This is a genomic window from Salinisphaera sp. Q1T1-3, from assembly GCF_003602005.1.
Taxonomy (GTDB): Bacteria; Pseudomonadota; Gammaproteobacteria; order Nevskiales; family Salinisphaeraceae; genus Salinisphaera.
Genome location: NZ_QZWD01000009.1, coordinates 84617 through 110160, shown reverse-complemented (window position 1 = coordinate 110160; position 25544 = coordinate 84617). Strand labels below are relative to the sequence as shown.

Genomic DNA, 25544 nt, shown 5'->3' with positions numbered 1-25544 from the left:
CCCGTCCGGGCAAGCCCTGGACGGGTCGATTTAAAGCCGCGGTGTGCGGCGGATCAGGCGGTTTCCTCGAGCCCGGCGTTGTTCTGGTCGAACACGCGATCGGCGCGATACGAACTGCGCACCAGCGGGCCGGAGACGACCTCGAGGAAGCCGCGCGCCAGACCCCACTGGCGGTATTTCTTGAAGTCGTCCGGCGGCACGTAGCGATCGATCGGCAAGTGATTGACGGTCGGGCGCAGGTACTGGCCAAAGGTCACGATATCCACGCCGGCGGCCTTGAGGTCGTCCAAGGTAGCGGCAATCTCGTCTTCGGTCTCGCCCAGCCCCAGCATGACCGAGGTCTTGGTCAGCACCTCAGGATTATGCTTTTTCGAGTGCGCCAGAACGTCCAGCGTCTGCCGGTAACCGGCGCGCGCGTCGCGCACCACATGCGTCAGGCGCTCGACGGTCTCGACGTTCTGGGCGAAGACCTCCAAGCCGGAGTCGACCACGGTCTCGACGTGGCGCATGTCGCCGGAGAAATCCGGCGCCAGCGCTTCCACACGGACCTGTGGCGTGCGGCGCTTGATCGCGGCCACGCAGTCGGCATAGTGCTGCGCTCCGCCGTCGGACAGATCATCCCGGTCGACCGAGGTCAGCACGATGTAGTTCAGCCCCATGATCTCGACGGAGTCCGCGCAATGCTCGGGCTCATCGGCATCCAGCCAGCCGTGCGGATTACCGGTATCGACCGCACAGAAGCGACAGGCCCGCGTGCAGGTATCGCCCATGATCATGATGGTCGCCGTGCCATGGCTCCAGCACTCGCCGATGTTCGGACACATCGACTCCTCGCACACCGTGGCGAGCTTGTGCTCGCGCACATTGGCCTTGACTTCGCCATAGACGCCGCCCGAGGGCAGCTTCGCACGCAGCCAGTCCGGCTTGCGGCCGATCGGTACAGCCGCTGCCTTCTTGGAGGCTTTCATGCCGTTCTTGATAGCCCGCGTGCCGTTGGGCTTTTGCACCTTCGTCCCGGTGATGACCGGAATACCCTTGAATTCGCTCATGGATGGCCTCGATCCGTCGGACGGTGAGAATGACCGAACATGCTAACACCGCCACGTGTTCTATCCTACGTGAGGGCGTCGCAGGCCGGTTGCAAACGCGTTACTGAATCAGGCGGCAGTCAGCCTGGTGATTGCTATGATCGCGCCTCCCCACGCCGGATCGGAGACTGCGTGTCCAGACAAGCCGATATCGATGCGGCCCCGACCCCGGGCGGCCGGACCGAGCGTCTGATCGCTTATTGCACCAACAGCCGCCTCGGCCGGGTCGCGCTGCGTTATCGCCGTCTGCTGCCGGTCTTTTCGTTCGTACTCGGTGTAGGCAGCTATTTCCTCGTCCAGCGCCAGAATGTCCTCGCCCAGTGGCTGACCGTGCTGATGCTCGTCGGCTGGCTGGCACTTCTGTTCGAAGGGCTGCTGCATCGTTGCCTGGCCCGGATCATGGGCCAGCGCCTGCCACAGATCGTGGTGCGCTATGCAGCACAGGCGCTACATCAGGAAACCCTGTTCTTCGTGCTGCCTTTCTTCCTGGCCAGCACCACCTGGGCCTCACCGCAGTGCGTGTTCACGCTGTTACTCATCGGCGCGGCCACGGCCTCGGCGATCGATCCACTCTATTACGACGTGATCGCCGAACGCCGTTGGCTGTTTCTGGGGTATCACGCCTTCACGCTGTTCGCGGCCCTGCTCGCTGCCGGGCCGATCATCGGTTCGATGAACACCGGCACCTCGATCGCCCTGGCGTCCATCGTGATGGCGATCTGTGCCCTACCGAGCTTCAACGATGTGGTGCGCACACGACACTGGTGGCGCTGGTTCGTCCTCGGGGCGTTGTCGCTGGCGCTCGGCGCGAGTGCCTGGGGCGCGCGTTTCTGGATCCCGCCGGCCACGCTCAGCGCCAAGCAGATGGCGATCACCACCCAACTGGATGTGGACAACCGCGTGCCCGGCGCCGATCGCAATCATTTCTCGCTGGCGGAGCTGCAGAACAACGGGCTGTACGCGTTCTCGGCCATCAAGGCGCCGCGCGGACTTCACCAGGGGGTCTTTCATGTCTGGTCCCACGATGGCCGCGTGGTCAGCCGGATCGCTTTGCAGATCAACGGCCAGGACCAGGATCAGGGCTTTCGCACCTGGAGCCACAAACTCACGTTCGGCCCCGAGCCGAGTGGGCACTGGCGTGTCGCCGTGATCACCGATGACGGCCAGCTCATCGGCGCCGAGAGTTTCACGATCGGCCAGCCGAGTTCACGTCTGTGGGATAGTTTCGTCGATCGTATTTCGAGCCTGCTCGACCACTAGGGCGTGTTAACACTTCGCGCGTGACCGCGTTGCCGCCCATAAACCGGCCAGGCAAGGCGCATGGCGCCGACTTTAGCCATTCTAAGGTCAAGCCGTGCAACGCCGCATGGCCGTTTTTTGGACGCACGCGCGAAGTGTTATTAACCCGGCATAAAAATAGATGATTTTTCGGGTTGATGACGCGCATGTGCGACAGCACGCGCGCCACGGCCAACGGCCGTGAAGCCAGTGAAAATAAAAAGACGGACAAGGGCCGGCGTTTCTTTCGATGGCGTTGAAAACAGCTGACGTCGTCAGCTGTTTTGGTGCCGGATTAATAACAGGCCCCGAGACGTCGTCGAAACACGTGCTACCGAACCGGCATACGCCGCAGTGGCCGCATCATCGACGCACCACATCAGCCATGTGAGTGCCGCGATGACGCGCGGGTGCCGGCGTCGTCTGTCTCAGGGTTTATCGATTCCGTGGCGTCGCAGGGCCGCCGAGACAAGCCTTGCATACAGCTGCTCTCGCCAGCCTTTGGGCTCGGCCAGCCCCATGCGTTCGAGATACGGCATCAGCTCGGTGTCGGGCGCTCGCCCGTGGCGCGCCAATGCACCGACGGCTGCCAGACGCGACTCGCCGGCCAGGTTTTTCAGAGCGCCGGCGAGCGTATCCTCGACGGCCGTAAGATCGCTGCCGTAGGGATAGCGCGGGAAGGCCGCCGCGGGCGGCCCGGCAAAAACACGCTTGATGCGGTCCGGCGTATTGTCACGCGCCGCTGCCGGAATCCGGTAGTCGGTCGGCAGCTTGCCGGCGGCGACCGCTGTCGCCCGCAGTTCGTCCTGGAAACGGGCATCGGCGATTTCGATGAGGGCCGCAGCAATCTCGGCATCGGTCGCACCACGCAGATCCGCCACGCCGTATTCAGTGACCACGATATCGCGTAGATGACGCGGGATCGTGTTGTAGCCGTAGGCGGCCACGATATTGGACTCCGGCCCGTCGCTGCCCTGCCGGGTCGCTCGGACACAGATGATCGCGCGGGCATCGGCGAGTTCATGGGCCTGGGCGACGAAGTTGTACTGACCGCCCACACCCGACAGCACGCGCCCGTTTTCCAGGCCGTCAGCAGCCACGGCGCCATCGAGACTGACCTTGATGGCCGTGTTGACGAAGCGCGCCCGGCGCCGCTGGGCACGCTTGGCCGCCTCGTCGCCGTACAGATGATTGATCTGGCCGACGCTGGTCATGTGAAAGAGTTCGCGTTCGGCCGGATCGAGATCGCGCAGGCGCTGATAGAACGCGTTCGGGCCGAGGAAGAAACCGCCGTGTACCAGCGTCGGCCCGGCCAGCGTCTGGCCGAGACATCGCTTGGCCATGGCCCGGGCCGTGGCACTGCGGGTCGGGTCATCGCCCAGCACGGCCCCACCGTCGCCGGGGTCGATGCCGCCGTCGCGATACGTCACTGCCGATCGAAAGACCCCGATACGCTTGAGATACTCGACATCGACGGCCTGCAGCGGTGTACGCACCGCGCCGATACGTATCAGCGCCTGGAGTGTCTCGGGCGTGACCTCGGCCTGGATCGCCGCCTCGTTGATCAGGCGCTGCACGCTGGCATCGTCGTAGACGCGTCGGGTGATCACGCCGTCGCGATAGAGATGGATATAGGCATCCACCAGCATCTCGGTACAGCCGTAGAGCCCCTCGGCGAACGTCGAACGGCCGTCGTAGCGCGCGATCAATGCCCGCTCTGTGTCGCCGGGCTTCAGCGCATCGAGCAACGCACCGAACACGGCGTTGCGTTTCTGGCGCAGACCACAGCACCAGGCGATCGCATCCGACAGGCTGCCGATACCGATCTGCAGCGTGCCGCCGTCGGCGATCAGGCCGGTCACGCGGGCCGCGATCGCGTAATCAACGCGCGAGACCGCCTCGGCCGGTGCGCCGAACGGCTTGAAGTCGGCGGCTTCCCCGGCGAACAGGGCATCGGCCTCGGCCGCCGGTACGAGTGCGCTGCGCGTCATCGTCGGCAGCCGACGATTGAGCTGGCCGACGATCAAGGGCGCCTGGCCACGCTCGCGCATGGCCCGCACGACCGGTATCAGATCGAGCGTGACGTCCGTGTTGCAGGACAGGCTCAGCTCGTCGTCATGCGTGCCCGGTGCGACCATCTGCATGAGCACGTTGACCCCGGCATCGAGCAGATCCCGCGCCGCATGGGTGTAGTTCACCGAGCGATAGTGCTGCTGGGCGTAGTCATTCGACAGCATCGCCCCCGGCTGGAAGAAGAATTCCGAGACCGTGACGTTGGCCGGCAGCTGGCCCTGCCGGACGTCGCGCAGATAATCCAGTCCCGGGTAGTCCTCGAACACCCGCTCGATGATCGGGTTCATCAGCCGGGCCTCGAGATCCGAACGGGCCGCGGGCACGTTGAGCGACAGCGCGGTGATGATCGTCAGCTCGATCGTCGGATCGGCCTTGGCCCGCGCATAGAGTGCGTTCATCAGGGTCGCGGGCTTGCCAAGGCCGAGCGGCGCGCCGACGCGGATCCGTCGTCCCACGCGAGCGATCAGCCAATCGATGCAGGCCTCGGCCGCCTCGAAACGCCTGGGCCGCGGCGCGCCATTCATTCGACGCGGTCCCCGACAGACATCGGCCGGATACGTTCGGACCGGCCATAGGTATCGACATAGGATTGCGGCACCTTGACCGTGAGCGCCCGGGGCAGCACACGGAACGAGGCCGGTGTCTCGGTCAGGATCTCGCCGTCGGTATTGATCGCCATGGGTCGGTCGGTCTCGATATCGAAAGCCTGGCCTTCGAACAGCTGGACACCCTGGACTGACTTGTCCGGCCCGCGTATGAACGCCGGCATCATGCGGATCAGCGAGCCGGCCCGCTGGGGCTTGAGACTGTAGAGATCCAGCGTGCCGTCATCGAGGGCGGCATCGCTGGCCACCGCGAGGCCGCCGCCGAAATAGCGCCCGTTGCCGATGGCGATCTGTATGGAGTGCAGCCGGTGGGTCTGACCATCGAAATGCACCTGCGCCCCGAACGGCTTGGTGTCGCGAAACGCCGAATACACGTTGGCCGCGTAGCCAAGCGAGCCAAGCCAGCGTTTGGCGGCACTCGAGCGATATTCACAGGCACGCACGGCCAGGCCGATGCTGGCCACGTTGACGAAATGGATATCGTTGCACTGCCCGAGATCCACGCCGTAATTCACGCCCTGGACGACGTTGCGACAGGCCGTGGCCAGATCCTGTGGAATCATGAGCGTGCGCGCGAAGTCGTTGGCTGTGCCCAACGGCAGGACCGCCATCGGCACGTCGACCTCGCGCATCGCACCGGCGGCGAGATTGAGCGTCCCGTCGCCGCCGCCCAGAACCACCACATCAAAACCGCGGGCCCGGCGCCGGATCTCGGTGACCAGCCCGTCCGGCTCGTCGAAATCGCCCCGGGTGACTTCCACCCCAAGCGCTTCGAGATGCGCGACGGCGCTGTCCGCGTTGGCCTCGCCCTGACGAGAATGCTGATTGACTAGCAGTAACGCGCGCAGCGTTGTCACCGGAATGCGGATATCAATGATGCAAGCCTAAGTCGCGACGCGCAGCGGCGCAATGCACGAAAACCCGGCGGGGCCCCGGTGGCCGCGAGCGCCCGATTGCGTCATTCTGGGGCCAAAGCATCGACAATATCCGAATCTCATGAATCGTTTCGTCAATCGCATGATCGGGGCTGCTCGTCTCGATGTTTCCGTCTACGAAGAGGTCGAACACGATCGCAGCGCGACCGCCCAGGCGGCCGGTGTGGTGGTACTGGCCTCGCTGGCGGCCGGCATCGGCGTGCTCGGCCATGCCGGCATCGGCGGGCTGTTCGCCGTGACACTGGCCGCACTGGTGAGCTGGGTGATTTCGGCGGCCATCATCTGGTTCGTCGGCACCAAGCTCCTGGCACAGGCCCAGACCGAGGCCGATATCGGCCAGCTGCTGCGCACCATGGGTTTCGCCATGGCCCCGGGGCTGTTGCGCATCTTCGAGATCATTCCGGTGCTCGGCGCCATCGTGGCCTTCGTGGTCTGGATCTGGCTGCTCGTCACGCTCGTGGTGGCCGTGCGTCAGGCCCTGGATTTCAATAACACGCCACGCGCCATCGCGGTCTGTGTGATCGGCTGGATCATCCAGCTGGTGCTGAGCGGCCTGCTCGGCGGCCTGCTGCTCAGCGGCAGCACCCCGGCACCGGCCGGCGGCGCGATCTGATCGGAGGCACGAACCGGGCCGGCCACCAACGGCCGGCCCGGCCTCCTGCCCGCCTATTCCAGCGGCTCGTCCTCGTAGCGGGCATCCAGCATCACGGTGCCAGCCACGGCGATCAGGATGATCATCACCGTGCCGAGCACCCAGGCCAGATACCAGGCGCCCCGTTCGCCCAGCACGATCGCCAGAAACAGCGCGACGAAGGCGACGAAGATCCAGAAGATGAATTGCAGAAATGCTTTCATCGATGACAGCTCCTAGTAGGCGTGATCGTCGTTGGCGATCGATTCCGGCGTGACCTTGCCGCGCATCACATGGAAGGCCCAACTCGTGTAGATCAGGATGATCGGCACGAAGATCACGGCAAAGACCAGCATCCAGCCGAGTGTGCCGGCACTGGACGAGGCATCCCAGACCGTCAGGCTCTGGCTCGGCGCGCTCGACGAGGGCATGAGGAACGGGAACATCGCCGCTCCGACCGTGCCGATGGTCGCCGCCCAGGCGAGCGCTCCCGCCCACCAGGCCACGATGCCCATTCCGCGACGCGCGACGAGCACGCCGCCGATCAACGTCAGATAGACCATCGCCGGTATCGCCCACAGCCACGGCACGGCGCGATAATTGGCCAGCCATGCACCACCTTCGCGGACCACAGTCTTGTTCAGCGGCAACGCCGGCCCGGCCGGATCGAGCCCGCCGGTCACGACATAGCCGTGCATCTGACTCACCCAGATTCCGCCGATCGAGAACAGCACCAGGGCCGCTGCCCCGCTGACCGTGGCCAGACGTATGGCGCGCGCCCGGATCACCCCGGTGCCGCGGCCCATGATCATCGTGGCGCCCTGATACAGCGCGAGCGCCAGCGACATCAGGCCGCAGAGCACGGCAAACGGATTGAACAGTGTGATGAAGCTGCCCGTGTAGTACGAGACCATGTCCCACGAGTAATGGAACGGCACGCCTTCGAGCATGTTGCCCATGGCCGCACCGAACACGATCATCGGGACCGCCCCGGAGACGAACAGCATCCAGTCCCAGGCATTACGCCAGAACGTACCCGGCATCTTGCTGCGATACTCGAAACCGAGCGGGCGCACGATCATGGCCCAGAGCAGCAACAGCATCACCACGTACAGCCCGGAAAACGCCGTGGCATAGATCGTGGGCCAGGCCGCGAAGATCGCCCCGCCCCCGAGAATGAACCAGACCTGGTTGCCGTCCCAGTGCGGCGCGATCATGTTGATCGCGGCGCGTCGCTCGCCATCGTTGCGTCCAAGATAGCGCAGTGCGGCACCGACGCCCATGTCCATGCCCACCATCACGGCCAGGCCGATCAGCAGCACCCCGAGCAGGGCCCACCAGATCAGTTTGAGTCCAACGTAGAGTTCCATCTTATGCCTCGCTCCACTGCGATACGCGATTGCCCTGGCCTGCCGGTGTGCCCTGTCCATGGCCCGGGTGCGGGTCATCCGGACCCAGCCGGATGTACTTCACCATCAAGAACATCTCGATCACGATGAAGATCGTGTAGAGCAGCACGAAGCCGGTCAGCGAAAAGATCATGTAGCCCACTGAATGGGTCGAGGCCGAGACCCAGGTCGGCAGCTGGTCGTAGACCGTCCAGGGCTGGCGGCCCAGTTCAGCCACCACCCAGCCGGCCTCGTTGGCGATGAACGGTACCGGGATCATCCAGGGCGCCACTTTCAAGAACCAGCGCTTGTCGGTGATCGTGCCGCGTAGCGAATAGGTGACCGCCAGGATCAAAAAGGCCAGCATCACGAAGGCCGCCCCGACCATGACCCGGAAGCTCCAGAACACGGGGAAGACCGGCGGAATCGTATCGGCCGCTGCCTTGGCGATCTGCGCATCGGTGGCCTGCGTGACGTCCGGCGCATAGCGCTGAACCAGCCGCGCATAGCCGATATCGGCCTTGTGCGCTTCATATTGCGCCCGGGCGGCGGCATCGTTCGGATGCTCGCGCAGGTGCTGCAGGGCGGCCAGACCGGGAATACCGCTGCGGATGCGTTGTGCCGCCGTCTTTTCCAGATCGTCGACGCCCGGGATCGGCGTGTCGAAGCTATGGGTGACCAGCGGTGTGAGCAGATAGGGAATCTGCAGCTCGAAGTCGTTTTTCTGCTCGTCCTGGTTCGGCCAGGCGATGACGTTGAAGCCGGCCGGCGGTTCGGCAGTTTCCCAGAGCCCTTCCATCGCAGCCAGTTTGGTCGGCTGATCCTCGCCGTTGATGAAACCCAGCGCATCCCCGAGACAGATCACCGCAATGCTCGCGAAGATGCCGAACAGCGCGGCCACGCGAAACGAGCGTTTGGCCAGCTCCACGTGGCGCTGGCGCAGCATGTAGAAGGCACTGATGCCGATCACGAACATCGCGGCCGTCAGATAACCCGCGATGCTGGTATGCACGAACTTGGCCTGGGCTTCGGGGTTGAAGATCAGATCCGTGAAGCTGGTCAGCTCGACGCGCATCGTCTCTGGATTGAAGACCGAGCCCACCGGTGCCTGCATGTAACCGTTGGCGATCAGAATCCACAACGCCGACAGGTTCGAGCCGAGCGCGACCATGTAGGTCACCAGCAGATGCTTGCCCCGCGAGAGCTTGTCCCAGCCGAACAGCATCAGCCCGACCATGGTCGATTCGAGGAAAAAGGCCATCAGGCCCTCGATGGCCAGGGGCGCGCCGAAGATATCCCCGACGAAGTGCGAGTAGGTCGACCAGTTGGTGCCGAACTCGAACTCCATCGTCAGTCCGGTGGCCACGCCGAGCGCGAAGTTGATCGCGAACAGCTTGCCCCAGAACTGGGTCATCTGGCGGTAGATCGCGCGGCCGGTGATGACGTAGATGGTTTCCATCGCCGCCAGCAGCATGGTCAGCCCGAGCGTGAGCGGCACGAACAGAAAATGGTAGAGCGCGGTCGCGGCGAACTGCGCCCGCGAAAGCTCGACGACGGTATCCAGGGCATGCATCGGTACGTTCTCCGATCGAAAAATCTCGGCCAGCCGGGGCGGCCGGTCAGGACAAGGTTAGACAGGCTGCCCGGGCGGGCTTTTGATCTGGATCAAGTCGCCCGCCGGGCCGGGTCAGACGACGATATTCAGCACAGGTCTCGGCCAGCGTTTCCGGCGGGCCGTCGCCGACCACGCGCCCGCGATCGAGCACGATCACGCGCTCGCAGTGGGCTACCCATTCCGGCTGATGCGAGACGACCAGCAACGTACGGCCGGCCAGATACGAGCCGGCCGCCTGCCAGAAGCGCTCGGCCGTTGCCCGGTCAAGCCCTTCGCCCGGCTCGTCCATGACGACGATCGGGGCGCGGCGCAGCAGGGCACGGGCAATGCCGATACGCCGGATCTGGCCGCCGGACAACCGCATGCCCTGCTCGCCGACCAGCGTGTCGTAGCCCTCGGGCAAGGCCATGATGTCGTCGTGGATGGCGGCCGCCCGGGCCGCTGCCACGAGTGCGCCCTCGTCGGCCGCCGGGTCGCCGACTGCGATGTTGTCGGCGACCGAGGCATGGAACAGATGGATATGTTGCGGCACGACGGCGAGGGCAGCGCGCAAATCGTGGCTGTCGTAGGCCGCCACCGGCGCCCCGCCCCAGCGCACCATGCCGCGTTCGGCCAGAGTCATGCGCGTCAGCAGATGCACCAACGTGCTCTTGCCGGCGCCGCTGGCCCCGATGATCGCCACGTGTTCACCGGGCGCGATCGAGAACGTCGCCTCGGCCAGCGCCCAGGGCGCATCGGGCGTATGCCGGGCGCATACCCGATCGAAGACCAGCGTGTGACGACGCGGCGCCGGCAGCGGCGTCTCCGGCTCGATGATCGCCGGGCGCAATGCCTCGAAGGCCCGCAACCGCCGTGTGGCTGCCCGAAACTGGCCCAGCGCCTGCCATGCCGTCGGCATCTGGGCCACCGCCTCGGCGCTGGCCAGCACCAGCAGCGTGACGACGGCGAAGTCCACCGGCGCGATAGCACCGGCACGAATCACCGGCACGATCAGTAGCACCGTAGCCACGAGCGCGGCATTGACCGCGACCAGCACGCCGGCCTGACCGAGCCCGGTCAGGCGCGACAGGCGGGCCTGATGATCCAGATGGGCCTCGGTCAGAGCCGCGACTTCATCTGCCCGGCGCTCGAAGGCACCGAAAATCTGCAGCTCGCCCAGTCCGGCCACCAGATCCACGGTTTCGCTCTTGAGGCGGGCCGCGACGGCCACCGCGGCCTGTCCGGGCGCCTCGCCCGCGCGCGCCACGGCCCAGGGCAGCACGCCACCGGCTACCACCAGGCAGGCCAGATTCACGACAGCGACCGCGCCGCTGTAGCAGGCCCAGACCGCAGTGGCGCCGAGAATACAGAGCCCCCCGGCGATCGCCGGCACCACGAGCTGTAGATAGACGCCGCTCAGGGTATCGATGTCCGAGCGCACCCGCGCCAGCAGATCACCGCCGCGCAGACGTGACCATTGATGCGCCGACAGCGGTTCGATCTGGTTATAGAACCAGACACGCAGGCCGGTCAGCACTTTCAGCGTGGCATCGTGATTGACCAGCCGCTCGAAGTAGCGTCCGACCGTCCGCGTAATCGCCAAGCCCCGGATGGCGGCTGCCGGCGTGAAGTAGTTCATGTCGAGGCCGGCCAGCCCGGCGGCCGCCATTGCGGCGATGAAACCGCCGGACACCGCCAGCAGTGCCATATTCGAGGCCATCGTCACGATCGACAGCACAAGCCCCAGCGCGAAAGCGCCGCGATACGGTCGCGCCCGCTGCCACCACCAGCGCAGATCGCTCATCGGGGGGCCTCGCCGAGCATGGCGGCATAGGGCCCGCCGGCCGCGCGCAGGCGGTTGTGGGTTCCGATCTCGACGATGCGTCCGGCATCGAGCACCACGATCCGGTCGGCCCGTCGGATCGTGGCCAGGCGATGCGCGATGACCACGAGGCTGCGCCCCGCGCCGAGCTCGGCCAGGGCCGCGGTCAGGGCCACCTCGTTCGGCCGATCGAGATGGGCGCTGGCTTCGTCGACGACGACGAAGGGCGCCTGCGAGACGAGCGCCCGGGCTATCGCCAGGCGCTGGATCTCGCCGCCCGACAACGACAGGCCGCGTTCGCCGATCGCGGTGTCCAGACCGTCGGCAAGCGCGGCCACGAAGTCGCGCGCCTGGGCCCGTTCGAGTGCGTGCCAGAGTGTCGCGTCGTCGGCGGCCGGATCGGCCAGCGCCAGATTGTCGCGCACCGTGCCGTGGAACAGCCGCGGCTGCTGCGGCACCCAGGCACAAAACCGGTGCCAGTATCCTGCATCCAGCTGCGACCGATCGATCCCGTCGACCCACACCTGCCCGGTACTCGGCGCCAGCAGCCCGAGCAGCACGCCGGCAAGCGTGCTCTTGCCGGCCCCCGAGGCCCCCACGATAGCCACCGTTTCGCCCGGCGTGATCGCGAGATCGATCGCACGCAGCGCTGGCGTGCCGTCCGGATAGCACAGCCCGACATCGCGCAGCTCGATATAAGGCGCACGACCGGCGGCGAGCCCGATCTGCTCTGTGCCGGGCATCGCCGTCGCCGGCCCGCTTTCGGCCTCGTCGAGCAGGACCACGATGCCCTCGGCCGCGCCGATCGCCTCCATGCGGGCGTGATACACGCTGCCCATGTTGCGCAGCGGCAGATAGAACTCCGGTGCCAGCAGGAGCACGACGAAGCCGGCGGCGAAACCGAGATCTCCCCAGAGCAGTCGGAACCCGATCAGCACTGCGACCATCGCGATGCTCACCGTGGCCAGAAACTCCAGTACCAACGACGAAACGAACGCCAGGCGCAGCACGCGCAGCGTAGCCAGCCGGTATTCCTCGGAAAAGCGCGCGATCAGACGCGCTTCGCGCCGGCCGAGATTGAAGATCCGCAGCGTACTCAGGCCGGACAGCGCATCGAGGAAATGCCCCGACAACTGTCCCATGCGACGCCACTGGCGCTGATTGAGTTTTTCCGCGCCGCGTCCGATGAAGACCATGAACACCGGAATCAGCGGCGCGGTGATCACCAGAATGAGCGCGGAGAGCCAGTCGATCGGCACGACCACGACCAGAATCGACAACGGGATCAGGGCCGCCAGCGCGCTCTGTGGCAGATAGCGCGCGTAATAGGCCTCCAATGCCTCGACGCCATCGGTCAGCGTGTTGACCACATCCCCGGTCGGCGTGGCCCGCTGCCAGACGATGCCGAGCGTGCCGAGGCGGGCGATCAGACGAGCCCGGATCGCCGTCTTGATACGACGGCCGGCAACGAAGGCGCTCTGCTGGGCGGCATAGACCAGCCCCGCCCTGACCAGCACCAGGGCCGCGATACCGATCAGCCAGGGCGCGATACGCGCCAGACCCGCGTTGTCGAAGATCACGGCATTGGCCAGCAACGCGAACAGGCTGGCCTGGACGATCAACAGCAGACCACCGGCCAGCCCCAGACCGATGGTCGTGGCCACCGGCCCGGACACACGGCTTTTTTGTGAAGCGAGCCAGCCGGGGGCATCGGCCGCGGTCGTGGCACTCATGGGGGAGCGTGCGCGGAAAACCAGTGCAGTCAGCCTAGTGCGAGGCACGCGCGGACTTCTTGATCCAGATCAAATCATGCCCACAAGCAAGCGTTGCGCGATTTCATCGTGCCCGACTCATGAATTTTCAAACCAGCGTAAGCTACGGTGTACCCGTCATTTTTCGACCGGACGCACAAGAACCGGTCGCCGATGTCTCGGATTCAACGATAAGCGCTGTGTCATGCCCGCCACGTCTCGTCGTCTCGAACAAGTCAATCAGGCCTGCGGTCAGTGCTCGCTGGCCCATCTGTGCCTGCCGTACGGCCTGGATACCGATGATGTCGCCCAGCTGGAAACGGAAGTCGAAGTGGCCGTCCCGCTGCCGCGCGGCAAGACACTGTTTCGGCAGGGCGAACCGCTGGCCGCGATCTATGCCGTCAGTGCCGGCGCCCTGAAAACCGCCATGCTCGATGCCGACGGGCTGGAACAGATCATGGGTTTCTATTATCCCGGTGATCTGCTCGGCCTCGACGGCTTCGGCGCCCAGACGCATCAGTGCACTGCCACTGCGCTTGAGGACAGTCGGATCTGTCGAATCGAATTCGAGCGTCTGGACGATCTGATCGACGACATACCGAGCCTGCGACGCCAGATGATGCGTCTGATGGGCCAGGCACTATCCGACGACGAATCGCTGTTGCTGACGCTGGGACGCAAGAACAGCGAAGGGCGTATCGCCACCCTGCTGCTCTGTCTGTCGCGCCGGCGCCAGCAGCGCGGCCTCCCTGCCTCGCCGATCCGGCTGTCCATGAAGCGCGCCGAGCTGGCCAATTTCCTCGGCATGCGCATCGAGACCGTCAGCCGCGTGCTCAGCCGCATGCAGCACAACGGCATCATCACACTCGCCCGCGCCGAAGTCGCGATATGCGATTTCGACGCGCTCGAGACCTGGGCCGGGCACGGTGCCTGGGCCGCGGACCAGTGACCGGCCGACCACCGCATCAGAAACGATAGCCGATGGCGGCGGTATAGACCCACGGGTCGATGTCCAGATCGACATCGGTACGGCCGCCGCCGGCCGTCGCGACCCGCGCATTGGTATCGATCTGCAGATAACGCACGTTGGCATTGACCAACCAGTGATCACCCAGCATGTAGTCGACACCGACCTGGGCCGCCGGCCCGAACGAATTCGACAGATCGAGACCCGTCACGCCAGCGGCGGCCGCGGCATCGTCGACCTGCTCGTCAAAGAACATCGTGTAGTTCACGCCGACGCCGACATAAGGCGTGACCGGCGTCCCGGTATCGAAGTGATAATCCACGCTGAGCGTCGGCGGCAGATGCTTGATCGACCCCAGGCGCGTCCCCGCCAGCGCCCCGCCGCGTAGTGTGGCCTCGTGCTTGAACGGCCAGGCGCCGAGCAGTTCGACGTCGATATGGTCGGTCAGCATGTAGGCGAGCGTGATGCCCGGCTTGACGTCGTTATCGACGGCGACATGCGTGCCGGCCAGCGCCGGCGCAAGCGCGCCGCCAACCTGATGCGTGTCCTCGTCCGGCAGCACGCCGGTCGCCCCGGCGCGCAGAATGACCTGGCCTGCGCTCAACGGGCCGGCCGCGGCGGCCGCGCCCCCGGTGAATAACAGGCCGAGACCGATCACGCCGGCGACCGCTCGTCGAATGTTCATGCCGTTGTCTCCCTTGCGGTGTATCGAGCCGCGGCGTCTTTCCGGCACGCCGCTGGAAGACACTCTGACGCCATCACGCCATTGGGTTATTGATCCAGATCAACCACATGAGAGACGTCGCCCGTCGAGCCAGGCGTAATTGGCCAGGCCCGCTCGTCGACACAGGTTTTCGAACAGACGCCGGGCGAAGTCGGCCGCGACATCGCAGTCGCGACAACAGGCCGGCGGTGCATCGTCTTGGTGGCGACGCCCCGGCTCGTAGCGTCCGATCAGCCGCGCTCCGTGGCGCGCTGCGGCCTCGCTCAGGGCCATGAGCATGATCCGGTCACGACCGATATGGCCGATCGCCACGCTGATTCGGGGGGTGGATACAGACATCGCGGACTCCGCCGTTGCTGACAAAGCCCCGAGCCTGGGCCGGAATACGACCCGGCTCGATGATCCAGATCAAATATCGGCCGCCTGTCTGTCGACGACATTCCCGAGCGCATCGAACAGACGCGCCAGCCGATGACACTGACGTGGCCCACTATCGGCCTGCATCAGATCGAGATACCAGGTCGGATGCAGCGGGTGGCGGTCGGCCAGCCAGCCGATGTGCTTGCGTGCCACACGCACGCCCTGAGCCTCGCCATAGAAATCGTGGATCTGCTCGATCAGCCCGAGCATCAGCTCCCGCTCGTCGGCCAGACTCGGCGCCATCGGTGTCGCGCCTCCGGCCAGACGCTGCCCGATCAGGCCGAACAACCACGGCCGTCGACAGGCCGCCCGCCCGATCATCAGACCATCGGCACCCGTGGCCGCCAGCACCTCGACAGCCTTGTCCGTCGAGTCGACATCGCCATTGGCCCAGACCGGGATCGAGACGGCCGCTTTGACGGCAGCGATCGTCGCGTACTCCGCGATTCCGTTGTAGTGCTGGTCGCGCGTGCGGCCGTGCACGGCCACGGCCGCGATGCCCGCGGCCTCGGCCAGACGCGCGATCGCCACCGCATTGATGCGATCGGCCGAGACACCGGTCCGCATCTTGAGCGTCACCGGCACCGGACTGGCCGCGACCACGGCATCCAGAATGCGCTCCACCTGATCGATATCGGCCATCAGCGCCGAACCTGCCGCCTTGCGATAGACCTTTTTGGCCGGACACCCCATGTTGATATCGATGATGTCGGCACCGGCCTCGGCGTTACAGCGTGCCGCCGCGGCAAGATCGGCGGCATCCCCGCCGGCGATCTGGACGATATGAGGTCGCGGCTCGCCGCTGAAATCCAGACGTTGGCGCGATTTGCGTGTCGTGCGCAGCTCGGCCCGCGCCGACACCATCTCGCCGGTTGTCACCGTCGCGCCCTGGCTGCGACACAGGCTGCGAAAGACACGATCGGTCACGCCCGCCATTGGCGCGAGCGCGAGATTGCCAGCCAACTGGAAGTCGCCGATCCACATGGCGCGCGATTGTACGCCAGCCGTCATCGGGCAGCTCGGGCGTCCCGAGCCTGCCGGATGCAAGAGGATTCGTCGCGGCTCGTCCGGCGTTCATCCTGGATCTGGTAATTTCCTACGCCTGACGCGTGTAACAAGGACAAAAACCATGCATTGCCGTTTCCGAACGACGTTCGCCGCCGGCCTGTTCGCTGCGACGCTCGCGACCGGCTGTTCCCAGTCGCCGCAGGACCAGTACGACGATGCCGTGAATTCGCTCAACGATTCCAAGCAGGAGCTCAACGACGCTCAGAAACGCGTCGAGAACGCGCGTCAGCAGATGCGACAGGCTCAGCAGAGCTTCCAGCAGGCACAACAGGACCTGGACTCGACGCGCCAGGATATGGAGCAGGCTCGCCAGAAGGTTCAGAAGAGTGCGACCGATCAGATCCTGTTCCGTGTACTGCAAAAGGACGTGCTCAACAAGAGTCGCTTCTCGGATGCCGCCATATCGGTCGGCGTCGAGCAGAGCGTGGTGACCCTGACCGGCGCCGTTCCCGACAAGAAGACACGTGACAAGGCCGTCGAACTGGTCAAGAACCAGCCCGGCGTCGCCCATGTCGTCGACAGACTCCAGATCAGCAAATCCGGGGACAGCGCCCCCGACTCGGCCGGCCAGAACAACAAGGGAACGAACCAGAATCAGTAACGTTCGAGACGGCCGGACGGTGTCGGAGGGCATCGTCTGGCCGCCACCTGGATTTTAAGCACGTATTCAGCGCGGGCAGCCTAGTGTCGAATCCAACGAGGTGTTCGATATGTCGTTGTCACACAATACGTCTTGGTGTCCGCTCGACAACGGCCCGGAAACCGACACCGGACGGTTGTCCATGGCATGCGTTCCCCGAGCGGCGCGCCCGATGCAAGCCGCATCCGCCCCGGCACGCAGCCCCAGTCCGGGCGACGCCGATCGGTCCGAGCAAGACGATTCATCCGGAATCGCGCATTCCCTCGTTTCGACTTTCCTGTCGCCGCCGGCGGCACGACCATTCATCGTTGCACCGACGTGCCCGATCCCCCATTGGCGCATCGCGGCTGTCCCGTTTCGGACTGAATCTTCCCATGCGCGCCCCTAGAACAGCGGATCTTGCCAGTCTTCATTCATGGGACGGTCGTCACGCCGCCCAGCTTGCCGTCGGTGGGCTGCTGTTCCTGTTGTCTTCGGCGATCGCCGAAGCCAGTCCGGGTTTCGTGGGGCTCGATCCACGCACCATGCAACAGGTCCAGCACGCCGAACACGACCGGAGCCGCGCGTCGGCCCAGCCGCTGTCTCTTTCGGACACTAAACAGCATGATCAAAACCAGCAGAAGCCGGAGGCGAAAGCGAACACCGGAGCGGCTGTCGGCATCTCCTCGGCCGATGCGGCGCGCATCGCCCGTCAGCGTGCCGGCGGGCGCGTCCTCAACGTCGTACTGGAAGACGGGCCCGGCGGCCCTTACTATCTGGTCAAGATACTCGAACAGGGTCGGGTTCGCGTGGTGCATGTCGATGCGCGGCCCTAGGCAGCCCGGTCCAAAGGAACGAGCGCGATGCGTGCATTGGTCATTGAAGACGACGTCGAACTTCGCGAGCAGGTCTGCGAACGCCTGAGAAGCGAAGGCTATGCCGTGGATGCGACCGGCGAAGGCGATGAGGGATTGTTCTATGCCAAGGAGTATCCGGTCGATGTCGCCATCATCGATCTGGGACTGCCCGGCCCGACCGGTCTGGACATCATCTCGGAGGTGCGTGATGCCGGGCTCGACTATCCGATCCTGATTCTCACCGCCCGCAGCCGCTGGCAGGACAAGGTCGAAGGACTCGAGGCCGGCGCCGACGACTATGTCGTCAAACCCTTCCAACCCGAGGAACTGTCCGCCCGCATCCAGGCGCTGGTGCGCCGCTCGCGTGGCTGGGCCCAGCCACGCCTGGAATCCGGCGATATCGTGCTCGACACATCACGCCAGGAAGTCTTCGTGGGTGAGGAATCGATCGATCTCACCGCGTATGAATACCGTGTCCTGGAATACCTCATGCTCCACGCTGGCGAGGTCATCTCCAAGACCGCACTGACCGAGCACATCTACGAGGAGAACGCCGAGCGCGACTCCAACGTGATCGAGGTCTTCGTGCGCCGTCTGCGGGCCAAGCTCGATCCCGACGGCACCCGCAAGCCGATCGAGACCCTGCGCGGCCGGGGTTATCGGCTGGCCCGCGACGACCGGCCCCGCAGCGCGGCCGCCACCGACTCGTGATCAACTCGCTGCGGGCGCGGCTGCTGGCCGCGACCGCGGTACTCCTGCTGGCCTTCATCGTGCTGACCGGCCTCGCCCTGCAGACCGCAGTGCGCGAGCGCGCCGAACAGGCCGAGCACGACCGCCTTCAGGGCCTGTCCTATGCACTGCTGGGCAGCGCCGACATCACCGACGACGGCAGCTTCAAGCTCGCCCCGCGCGTGCTGCCGGAGTCCGATCTGTCGCGCCCCGATTCCGGGCTCTATGCGATGGTGATCGACGACGATGGAAAGGTGATATGGCATTCGCCGTCCCTGCTCGGCACGATCCAGATGCCCTCGGTGCCGGCCGTCGGACAATGGCAGGAATTGCGCGTGGCCGGGCCCAACGACGCTGACCTGCTGACGCTGTCGTTCGGTTTCCGATGGGTGACGGACAACGGCAACGATTTCCGCTACACGCTGATTGTCGCCGAGAACGCCACGACCTTCGTCAAGCAGATGACGCGTTTTCGCGGCGTACTCTGGACGTTGCTGTCCGCTTCCGCCCTCATATTGCTGGTCGTCGAACTACTGATTCTGCGCTGGGGCCTGGCGCCCCTGCGCCGACTGGCACGCAATCTGGCCAGCCTCGAGTCCGACGGCGACCGCCGACTCGAGGGGGATTATCCCGACGAGATCCAGCCGCTGGTCTCGAATCTGAATACCATGCTGGCCAACGATCAGGCCCGGCTGACCCGCTATCGCAATGCGCTGGGTGATCTCGCGCACAGTCTCAAGACCCCGATGGCCATTCTGCGCGGCCTGGCCGAGGACGATACGCTGCCCGGCAAGCAACGCGGCCCGTTGCGCGCCCAGCTGGCCCGCATGAACGACATCCTGGACTATCAGCTGCAAAAGGCCGCCGCCGCGGGCAAGCGAACGCTGGCCCGCCCGCTGCCCATCGCCCCACCGGCCGAACGGCTGGCCAGAGCGTTGACCAAGGTCTATGCCGGCAACGGGACGCGTTTCGATATCCGAATCGACGACCATCTGCGAGCGCCGATCGATGCCGGCGATCTCACCGAAATGCTCGGCACGCTGATGGACAACGCGGCCAAGTACGGCAAGAACCTCGTGATCGTGGATGCGCGCCGCGAGGACGGCGACCTCGTACTCTGGGTCGACGACAACGGCCCGGGCTTTGCCGACAGCGCGCCACAGCGCCTGCTCGAGCGCGGCGTCCGAGCCGACAGCACTCGCGAGGGTCAGGGTCTTGGTCTGGCCGTCGCGGCCGAGATCGTGCGTTCCTACAACGGCAAGATCGAACTGAGCGCCACCCCGGACGGCGGCGCGCGCGTCATCGTTCGTATTCCCGAAAGCTAGCGCCTGTTAACACTTCCCGCGTGCGCCGCGCCGGTGATCATTCTTTGCAAGACAAGGCATCGTGAGCCTGGCGTGGCCCAGCCGCGTGCGCGCGATAACGCCGGATGGTCGTCGCTTGGCCGCTAGCTCTTCGCGTGGCCCCTGCCGACCGCGCCACGCCGCGTTGCGTGTCCTGCTTGCAGCGCGCCACAATGCCGCCATGCGCGCCTTGGCTGGCCCGATTCGCGCTCGCCAATGTTGGCACGCGTGCCGATTCTCAACAGGCCCTGGCCCACCATCATGACCCAAGGTTCCGATACCCGCCCCGAGGGCGAAACGATCGACCCCAACGCCCTGCCGCCACATGCCTATCACCGGACGGTCGGGCCCGCGTTGCAGGTAGCCGCCGATGTGGCGGCCCGGCGCGGCCACAAGCATCTTTTCGACGACATGCCGGCCATGCTCGGATTGGTCGATCTCGTCACGCGGCTGGCTGACCTGTACATCGCGTACTATCCGGACACCCCGGCCGACCATCGGCTGCTGCTCGATAATGCCGCCACGGCGGCCTGTGTCATGGTCTTCCAGGAAGCACGACTCGATGCCGACACGATCGACCACCTGCTGCGCGCTCTCGAAGCCGCCTATGCCCAGGCACAGACCCAGGCCGTGCTTGAGGGCAGCGAACGCTATGTCGCAATGGCCTTCTCCCATCTCGACGAGATGGATCGCGACCCCGGGCGTCACTGTCTCAAGCAGGCCTGCGAACACGTGGTGGCCGCGATCGAAGTCTGGCGCGGCGAGACCCAATGATGCACTGGCGCACGGCCATGACGGGCGGCCGCTGGCTACTGGCCCTGACGCTCGCGCTGTCGCTAGCCGGCTGTATCACCGTCAACACGCCGCTGTCCGGCGGTGGCGACGATAGCCTGCATGAATCCGTGATTCGCGGCACCGGCGCCGCCAAAATCGTCTGGCTGCCGATCGACGGGTTCATCTCTTCGCATCCGTCATCCCAGGCCTTGGGCCTGGTACAGCGCGAGTCCACGCTCACGCGCATCGAGCGGGCCCTGAACAAGGCCGGCGACGACCCCGACGTCAAGGCCGTCGTGCTGGCCATCGACAGCCCGGGCGGCACTGTGGCCGCCAGCGATGCAATCTATCATCGCATCAAGACCTTCGAGGCCGAGACCGGAATCCCCGTCATCGCCCATCTGGACGGGGTCGCCGCCTCTGGCGGCTATTACGTGGCAATGAGCGCGAATCGCCTGATCGCCGCACCGACCACGATCACCGGCTCCATCGGCGTCATCATCGCCAACGTCAATGCGGCCGGCCTGATGGACAAGATCGGCCTGACCGACACCAGCGTTACCTCCGGAGCCCACAAGGCCATTCTCTCGCCGCTTCGACCACCCGCGCCCGATGACAGGGCCATCGTCCAGCAGGTCGTCGACGGCCTGTACCAGCGCTTCGTTGCCGTCGTGCAGGCCAATCGCCCCAACCTGGATCAAGACCGGCTCGCCACGATCACCGACGGGCGAATATTCACGGCCCGTGCCGCCCAACAGCTCGGCCTCGTCGATACCATCGGCTATCGCGACGATGCAATCGATGCCGCCCGCGCTGCCGCGCAGCTGCCCTCGGCCCGGGTGGTGCGTTATTACCAGGGCGCTACCCCACCGCGCACGCTGTCGGCCCATGCCGGGGCGGCCGGCCTCGGCGGGGCTTCGGCGAGCAGCACGCCTGGCGTCGATGCGCTGAGCGCGCTCCTGGCTGCTCGATCCGGCATGGACGGCACGACGCCGCTCTATCTCTGGCGCGGCGCCGCCCGCTATTGATCGACTCGATCCGCGCGGGCGCCGCAGCGGATCGCCGCCTTAGGGCCTGTCAACATGTCCCGCGTGCGCCGCGCCGGCGCTCATTTTTCTACAAGACAAGGCATCGGGCGCGTACGGCCGTCATTCTGGCGTCGCGAACGACAACGCCGGATTGCGCAAAAAATGACCGGCTTCCCGTCGGATTGCGTCCAAAAACCGGCCATGCGGTGTTGCACGGCTTGACCTTGGACATGACCTAGGCCCACCGGTTTTTGGGCGGCAACGCGGCCACGTGCGAAGTGTTAACAGGCCCTAGCTGCGTCGAACGCGACGTGCGCTCAGCACGGCCGTGGTGATGGCCGAGACGAAGACCACGATCGCCCCGATGAAGGTCAACGCGTGCGAGGCATTCAGATCGACAAGAAAACCGATCGCCATGAGTGTGAACCCGACACCGGTGGCCAGACGCGGCCATTTGAGGGCGTCACCGCGTCGATGGCAGATAAGAGCCGCGCCGAAGTAGAAAACGGCAGCGGCGACAAACAGCAGCGTGAAGATCAGATGCGACACGGCGTGACAGCCCTCGTACAGATATGGGGCCAAACCATGTCACAGCCGGCGCCGGGCGTCGATCTCGTCGTACCGCGCCCGTCTTCGCTCAACCCAAGGTCTCGCCTGGCTCGGCATCGTCCAGACGCGGCATGGAGGTCAGATGCGCGATGGTCTGGCGGATATCCGAACCCAGCAGGCGCAGTGCGTGATCGGCCAGGTGTCGTAGCCCGTCGTCGATGTGGAGCTTGTTGCCTTCCCGTCGGAGCAGCCCGACCCGTACCAGGGTTTCCACGTGATTGCGGAACAGGCGCGCATCGAAGAATTCCGGGCTGTTGCGCCCGGTCAACAGGGCCATCCGCTCGGCCATGAGCTGACACTGGCGTTCGAAGCGACCTCGCTCGACCACTCCACTCTCCCGATTGTGCGACAGGAGCGTAGCGGTCATCGCATAGCGTTCCAGCGATTCGCGCATGATGCGCGCCAGGCTCATCAGGGCCGCGAACTCCTGACTGCCGGCCTGCGGCCGCCGCAGCGCGCCCTTGTCCGTGCGCGACAACAGGCCGCATTCGATCAGGCCGTTGACCGAATCGACGAGTGCCTCGCGACAGTCCTCGATGGACCAGCGCAGGAACAGCTCCGAGGCCAGCAGCGGGTACAACTCGACGGCATCGCCCAACAGGGCCTTTTCGTTGCGCTGCTCGAAGTGCGCAAAGAAATTGGCGATCAGCGACGGCAACGCGAACAGATGCATCACGTTGTTGCGGGTGTAGGTCAGCAGCACCGCCTGACGCGAATCCACCGTCAGGATATCGCCCCAGGCATGCGGCGCCCGGATCAATCGCATGGTCGGCTCGGCTTCGGCCAGCAACGCAGTGCCGTCGGGCTCCGGCGCACTGGCATCCGGCGAATACGGACAGGCATGGGCCACTCGGGCCAGCGTGGCCAGGGTGTGGACCATTTCGTCTTCGGCCACCGATTTCTGCGGCGCGCCCAGCAGGACCAGCGAGGCCAGCCCGGTCGCATTCAGGGTCGCGGTCGCGTTGATGCCGCGCATGACCGACGTGGCCAGATCGTCGGTGAACGTCTGCAGCCATTTCGGTCGGGCATCGAGCGAGAGCTCGCTCATGCGGTCACGCCAGTCCGGCAGATGCGTATCGGCAAACGTCTGCAGCTCGATCGGCTCGCCGAAGGACACGAACACCCGGCCGTACTTGCGTGAGAGCACCTTGGTCGAGCCACGCACGAGATCACCCATCGTCTCGCCTTTCTTGACGCGCGTGCCACGCAGCTCGTCGAAGTAGCCCTTGACCTCCATCACGCGGTCGTAGCCGATATAGACCGGCACGATCGAGACGGGCGCATCCTGGCTCGTGGCCAGCGCACTGGCGATGGTCATCTGCAACATCCCGGTCTTGGGGGCGAGCAGCCGGCCGGTCCGGCTCCGCCCGCCCTCCGGGTAGAATTTCATCGGCTGTCCGCGGGCGACCAGCGTTTCCACGTAGGCACGAAACACCGCCGTATAGAGTCGATCGCCCTTGAAACTGCGGCGCAGATAGAAGGCGCCGCACCGGCGCAGCAGCCCACCGACCGGCCAGAAGTTGAGATTTACGCCCGCGGCGATCTGCGGCAGCGCCAGGCCCTCCTCGTAAAGGATGTAGGACAGCAGCAGATAATCCATATGCGAGCGATGGCTCGGCAGATAGATGATCTCGCGGTTGTCGTGCGCGGCCTCGCGCAGGCGTGGCAGGTGCCGCACATCGATGCCGTCGTAGATGCGGTTCCACAGCCAGGTCAGCACGCGCAGCATGAAACCGATAGCGATATTGGAGTGATCGGCCGCGATTTCGTCGGCATATTCACGAGCACGCGTGCGCAGGACGGCCACGTTCTTGTTCTCGCGCCGGGCGCCCTCGGAAATCGCCCGGATGACTTCCGGGTCGGAAACGAGCGTGTCGATGAGCTGGCTGCGCCGCGACACGCCGGGGCCGAGCGTGGCGGCCCGCTGGCGACGGAAATGCACCCGCAGCACGCGTACGAGCTTGCGTACGAGCACACCGGGCGTCGCGTTCTGCGCGACCACACCGCGATAATCGACCGGGCGGCCGAAATGCACGAGCGTGTTCCGGCCGTTGACCAGCACGATCAGAACCTTGCGTAGCCGACTCGATCGTTCGGAGTCGGCGAACAGGATCCGCGTGATCGAGGTCTCCTGCACCGGGTTTCGGCCCCAGAAGACCGAGACCGGCACCATCTGCACGTCAAAGGTGTGGTCGTGCAGCGTACGGGTGACGATACGCTGCAGCTCGGAACGATGACGCGACCGGCCGATCGGCACGGCGAGCACCACGGCCCGCTTGACCGTCGGTGGCCGATTGCCTGCCAGATGCGGACGCGGCAGACCGCGGGCCGCACACACCGCTTCCAGTGCCAGCCAGTCGAATATGCTGGCCACCGGCAACACGTAGCAGACGGGCTTGTCGAGATCGAGACCGAGTTCATCCAGATCGGTCGGCGTGACCCGCGTCCGGATCCAGGCCCGGAGCGGCCAGCGCACCAGCGGCATGAACACGAGCAGCAGTCGCAGCAGCACACGAATCATCGGCGGGCCTGGTCAGTCGCGCGAGGCGAATTGTCGAGTGAGGCGACGAACGGTCTCCCCGATCGTTCGCGCCAGACGTTCAAGCGGGCCACGTCGGGCCAGACGGGCCCGGTCGGCGGCCGTGGCCAGATGCGGGGCATGCTTGACGCGCAGTTTGGCCAGCGCGCTGTCGTCAGCACCGACGAACTGCGCGAACAACCAGTTCCAGCCGATGTTCCAGGTCCGCCCACGGCGTACCCGAGCAACGAAATCGACAACGTACGGCTGGCCCGAATCGTCGACGAGGAAATTGCCACCGCCGCGCAGATCGCCGTGGGCGATGCCGCGTGCGTGAATCTCGGCGACGAGCGCGCTCAGCCGCGCATAGGCGGCATCGGCCGGTCGCGCCTGGCCCCATGGCACGGCCGGACAGTACTCGATGAGCACACCCCGGGCGTCTACGCGTCGGATCAGGCGCGGCACGCCGGGCAACGAGGCGAGCGCTTCGAGCGCGCTCGCCTCGCGCCAGATCAGCACCGGTGCGACGAGCCGGGCGAACCAGCCCTGCCCGCGCCCGTAATCCTTGAACACGACCCGATGACCGTCGCGCTCGACGAGCGCGACTTCCGGCTCCGTCGGCCCGGCGGTCTTGAAGTACCGGATCGCGGTCGCGTGGAGCTGATCACGCGTCATCGTCATCAGCACCGATGCGGTGCCATCGTCGGGCATGGCGACGCCGAC

The 25544-nt window shown here is 65.5% G+C and carries 23 protein-coding genes; 9 read left to right on the top strand and 14 right to left on the bottom strand.

Going from position 1 to position 25544, the window contains the following annotated elements:
* Positions 1 to 53 precede the first annotated feature (53 nt).
* Complete coding sequence (lipA, locus tag D3260_RS10220; protein WP_120098495.1) at positions 54 to 1049, bottom strand: lipoyl synthase; 996 nt, start codon at positions 1047 to 1049, stop codon at positions 54 to 56.
* 171 nt (positions 1050 to 1220) lie between these two features.
* Here lipA and D3260_RS10215 point away from each other — a divergent pair, with 171 nt between their 5' ends.
* On the top strand, positions 1221 to 2348 hold the full coding sequence (locus tag D3260_RS10215) for a DUF5924 family protein (RefSeq protein ID WP_158583491.1): 1128 nt from the start codon (positions 1221 to 1223) through the stop codon (positions 2346 to 2348).
* A gap of 446 nt (positions 2349 to 2794) precedes the next feature.
* Here the strand turns inward: D3260_RS10215 and D3260_RS10210 are convergent, their stop codons facing one another.
* Complete coding sequence (locus D3260_RS10210; RefSeq protein ID WP_120098493.1) at positions 2795 to 4963, bottom strand: acetyl-CoA hydrolase/transferase C-terminal domain-containing protein; 2169 nt, start codon at positions 4961 to 4963, stop codon at positions 2795 to 2797.
* Positions 4960 to 5901 carry a lipid kinase gene (locus D3260_RS10205; protein WP_158583490.1) on the bottom strand — a complete coding sequence of 314 codons (942 nt, stop codon included), beginning with the start codon at positions 5899 to 5901 and terminating at the stop codon, positions 4960 to 4962. The genes D3260_RS10210 and D3260_RS10205 overlap by 4 nt, the downstream gene beginning before the upstream one ends.
* A 139-nt stretch (positions 5902 to 6040) precedes the next feature.
* On the opposite strand from D3260_RS10205, the gene D3260_RS10200 reads away from it, so the two are divergent.
* Positions 6041 to 6592 carry a YIP1 family protein gene (locus tag D3260_RS10200; protein WP_120098491.1) on the top strand — a complete coding sequence of 184 codons (552 nt, stop codon included), beginning with the start codon at positions 6041 to 6043 and terminating at the stop codon, positions 6590 to 6592.
* A 53-nt stretch (positions 6593 to 6645) separates the two neighbouring features.
* On the opposite strand, the gene D3260_RS10195 is transcribed toward D3260_RS10200, so the two are convergent.
* From D3260_RS10195 to cydD, 5 genes are read right to left on the bottom strand one after another with little or no spacing between them, the layout of a single operon-like run.
* On the bottom strand, positions 6646 to 6834 hold the full coding sequence (locus tag D3260_RS10195) for a hypothetical protein (RefSeq protein ID WP_120098490.1): 189 nt from the start codon (positions 6832 to 6834) through the stop codon (positions 6646 to 6648).
* A gap of 12 nt (positions 6835 to 6846) precedes the next feature.
* Entirely contained in the window at positions 6847 to 7980 is a 1134-nt protein-coding gene (gene cydB / locus D3260_RS10190; protein WP_120098489.1) for a cytochrome d ubiquinol oxidase subunit II, read from the bottom strand.
* A 1-nt stretch (position 7981) separates the two neighbouring features.
* Positions 7982 to 9571, bottom strand: coding sequence for a cytochrome ubiquinol oxidase subunit I (locus D3260_RS10185; protein WP_120098488.1), 1590 nt, complete (start codon positions 9569 to 9571; stop codon positions 7982 to 7984).
* 46 nt (positions 9572 to 9617) lie between these two features.
* Positions 9618 to 11396, bottom strand: coding sequence for a thiol reductant ABC exporter subunit CydC (gene cydC / locus D3260_RS10180; protein ID WP_120098487.1), 1779 nt, complete (start codon positions 11394 to 11396; stop codon positions 9618 to 9620).
* The gene (cydD, locus tag D3260_RS10175; protein WP_120098540.1) at positions 11393 to 13147 is read right to left on the bottom strand and encodes a thiol reductant ABC exporter subunit CydD; all 1755 of its coding nucleotides are present in this window, start codon (positions 13145 to 13147) and stop codon (positions 11393 to 11395) included. The genes cydC and cydD overlap by 4 nt, the downstream gene beginning before the upstream one ends.
* A 223-nt stretch (positions 13148 to 13370) precedes the next feature.
* Between cydD and D3260_RS10170 the strand changes: the two genes are divergently transcribed.
* Positions 13371 to 14114: a helix-turn-helix domain-containing protein gene (locus D3260_RS10170; protein WP_158583489.1), complete on the top strand. Its 744-nt coding sequence runs from the start codon at positions 13371 to 13373 to the stop codon at positions 14112 to 14114.
* Between the two features lie 16 nt (positions 14115 to 14130).
* Here D3260_RS10170 and D3260_RS10165 read toward each other — a convergent pair whose 3' ends face one another.
* From D3260_RS10165 to dusB, 3 genes are all read right to left on the bottom strand, one after another.
* Positions 14131 to 14817 carry an OmpW family protein gene (locus D3260_RS10165; RefSeq protein WP_120098485.1) on the bottom strand — a complete coding sequence of 229 codons (687 nt, stop codon included), beginning with the start codon at positions 14815 to 14817 and terminating at the stop codon, positions 14131 to 14133.
* A gap of 99 nt (positions 14818 to 14916) precedes the next feature.
* Positions 14917 to 15195 (bottom strand): hypothetical protein, encoded by a 279-nt coding sequence (locus D3260_RS10160; RefSeq protein ID WP_147418168.1) that lies wholly within the window; start codon positions 15193 to 15195, stop codon positions 14917 to 14919.
* A 69-nt stretch (positions 15196 to 15264) separates the two neighbouring features.
* On the bottom strand, positions 15265 to 16260 hold the full coding sequence (dusB, locus tag D3260_RS10155) for a tRNA dihydrouridine synthase DusB (protein ID WP_120098483.1): 996 nt from the start codon (positions 16258 to 16260) through the stop codon (positions 15265 to 15267).
* 145 nt (positions 16261 to 16405) lie between these two features.
* On the opposite strand from dusB, the gene D3260_RS10150 reads away from it, so the two are divergent.
* The 6 genes from D3260_RS10150 (at position 16406) to sppA (ending at position 21694) form a co-directional block, all read left to right on the top strand.
* On the top strand, positions 16406 to 16945 hold the full coding sequence (locus D3260_RS10150; RefSeq protein WP_158583488.1) for a BON domain-containing protein: 540 nt from the start codon (positions 16406 to 16408) through the stop codon (positions 16943 to 16945).
* A 413-nt stretch (positions 16946 to 17358) separates the two neighbouring features.
* Positions 17359 to 17799: a PepSY domain-containing protein gene (locus D3260_RS17285; RefSeq protein ID WP_147418167.1), complete on the top strand. Its 441-nt coding sequence runs from the start codon at positions 17359 to 17361 to the stop codon at positions 17797 to 17799.
* Between the two features lie 27 nt (positions 17800 to 17826).
* Positions 17827 to 18531, top strand: coding sequence for a response regulator transcription factor (locus tag D3260_RS10140; RefSeq protein ID WP_120098480.1), 705 nt, complete (start codon positions 17827 to 17829; stop codon positions 18529 to 18531).
* Positions 18528 to 19874, top strand: a complete 1347-nt coding sequence (locus tag D3260_RS10135) for an ATP-binding protein (protein ID WP_120098479.1) — start codon at positions 18528 to 18530, stop codon at positions 19872 to 19874. Before D3260_RS10140 ends, D3260_RS10135 begins: the two co-directional genes overlap by 4 nt.
* Positions 19875 to 20153: 279 nt before the next feature.
* On the top strand, positions 20154 to 20666 hold the full coding sequence (locus D3260_RS10130; RefSeq protein ID WP_147418166.1) for a hypothetical protein: 513 nt from the start codon (positions 20154 to 20156) through the stop codon (positions 20664 to 20666).
* A complete protein-coding gene (gene sppA, locus D3260_RS10125; protein WP_120098477.1) occupies positions 20663 to 21694 on the top strand; it encodes a signal peptide peptidase SppA in 1032 nt (343 codons plus the stop codon). Before D3260_RS10130 ends, sppA begins: the two co-directional genes overlap by 4 nt.
* 291 nt (positions 21695 to 21985) lie before the next feature.
* On the opposite strand, the gene D3260_RS10120 is transcribed toward sppA, so the two are convergent.
* The 3 genes from D3260_RS10120 to D3260_RS10110 all read right to left on the bottom strand — a co-directional run bounded on the left by D3260_RS10120 (position 21986) and on the right by D3260_RS10110 (position 25532).
* The gene (locus D3260_RS10120) at positions 21986 to 22243 is read right to left on the bottom strand and encodes a hypothetical protein (RefSeq protein ID WP_147418165.1); all 258 of its coding nucleotides are present in this window, start codon (positions 22241 to 22243) and stop codon (positions 21986 to 21988) included.
* Positions 22244 to 22331: 88 nt separating this feature from the next.
* A complete protein-coding gene (plsB, locus tag D3260_RS10115; RefSeq protein WP_120098475.1) occupies positions 22332 to 24824 on the bottom strand; it encodes a glycerol-3-phosphate 1-O-acyltransferase PlsB in 2493 nt (830 codons plus the stop codon).
* A gap of 12 nt (positions 24825 to 24836) precedes the next feature.
* On the bottom strand, positions 24837 to 25532 hold the full coding sequence (locus tag D3260_RS10110; RefSeq protein ID WP_120098474.1) for a hypothetical protein: 696 nt from the start codon (positions 25530 to 25532) through the stop codon (positions 24837 to 24839).
* Positions 25533 to 25544: the final 12 nt, after the last annotated feature.